Source organism: Actinoplanes sp. NPDC048988, assembly GCF_043197815.1.
In the GTDB taxonomy this organism is placed as follows: domain Bacteria; phylum Actinomycetota; class Actinomycetes; order Mycobacteriales; family Micromonosporaceae; genus Actinoplanes.
In genome coordinates this window covers 1-1,392 of record NZ_JBICTW010000038.1, presented here as the reverse complement: position 1 = coordinate 1,392, position 1,392 = coordinate 1, and the positions used below count along the sequence as shown (strand labels likewise).

The following is a 1,392-nucleotide window of genomic DNA, read 5'->3' as shown; positions in this document are numbered from 1 at the left end:
GGGACTGTCAAGAGAACGGTGTAACTCGATCTTGTTGAAGGGTTAGTTGCGGCCTGCGGACAGGCGGCCGTCGAAGGCGAGGTCGAAGGCGTTGAGGGCTGGTTTCCAGCGCATGGTCCAGCGGCGGCGCCCGGCGCCGGTCGGATCCAGGGCCATCACGGCGAGGTAGACGCATTTCAGCGCGGCTTGCTCGTTGGGGAAGTGCCCGCGGGCCCGGACGGCCCGGCGGATGCGGGCGTTCACGCTCTCGATCGCGTTGGTCGAGCAGACGACCTTGCGGATCTCGGCGTCGAAGGCCAGGAACGGCACGAACTCGGCCCAGGCGTTCTCCCAGAGCCGGACGATGGCCGGATACTTCTCGCCCCAGGCTTCGGCGAATTCTAGGAATCGCTGCCCGGCGGCGGCTTCGGTCGGTGCGGTATAGACCGGCTTGAGCGCCTTCGCGATGGCGTCCCAATGCTGGCGGCCGGCGTACTTGAACGAGTTGCGCAGCAGGTGGACCACGCAGGTCTGGACCACCGTCTTGGGCCAGACGGTGTTGATCGCGTCAGGCAGGCCGGTCAAGCCGTCGCAGACGGCCATCAGCACGTCCTCGACACCACGGTTCTTCAGCTCCGTGCAGACCTGGAACCAGAACTTGGCGCCCTCACCGCCGTCACCGGCCCACAGTCCGAGGATGTCCCGGGTGCCCTCGACGGTCACCGCGAGGGCGACATAGATCGGCCGGTTGGCGACTTTCCCATCGCGGACCTTGACGTTGATCGCGTCCAGGAACACCACCGGGTAGACCCGATCCAGTGGCCGGTTCTGCCATTCGGCCATGCCGTCCATCACCTTGTCGGTGATCGTGGAGATCGTCTGCCGCGAGACGTCGGCGCCATACACCTCAGCCAGATGCGCGCTGATCTCCCCGGTGGTCAGGCCTTTCGCGGACAACGACAGGACCATGTCCTCGACACCAGTCAGCCGCCGCTGGCGCTTCTTGACGATCTGCGGCTCGAACGAGCCGTCGCGATCGCGCGGCACGGTGATCTCGACCGGGCCGACATCGGTGAGCACGGTCTTGGCACGGGCGCCGTTGCGGGAGTTCCCGCCGTCCTTGCCGGCCGGATCATGTTTCTCATAACCGAGGTGATCGGTGATCTCGCCGTCCAGCGCGGCCTCGATCACCCGCTTGGTCAGCTGCTGCAGCAGACCGCCTTCACCGGTCAGTTGCAGGCCCGCTGCGCGGGCCTGCTCGACCAGCCGGCCGACCAGCTCGGCGTCCACGCCTTCCGGCGTGCTCGCTGGAGTCTTCTTCTTCGCCACCGCGGAAGTATCCACGGCATCCGTCATGACGGTCATCAGGTGCGTCTCCTTGATCAGGAGTTACACCGTTCGTTTTACAGTCCC

General features: G+C 65.9%; 1 protein-coding gene. It reads right to left on the bottom strand.

Annotation, left to right across the window (positions count from 1 at the left end; translation table 11 throughout):
- Positions 1–42: 42 nt before the first annotated feature.
- Entirely contained in the window at positions 43–1,344 is a 1,302-nt protein-coding gene (locus ACGFJ7_RS46780; RefSeq protein WP_392649044.1) for an IS256 family transposase, read from the bottom strand.
- Between the last annotated feature and the right edge of the window lie 48 nt (positions 1,345–1,392).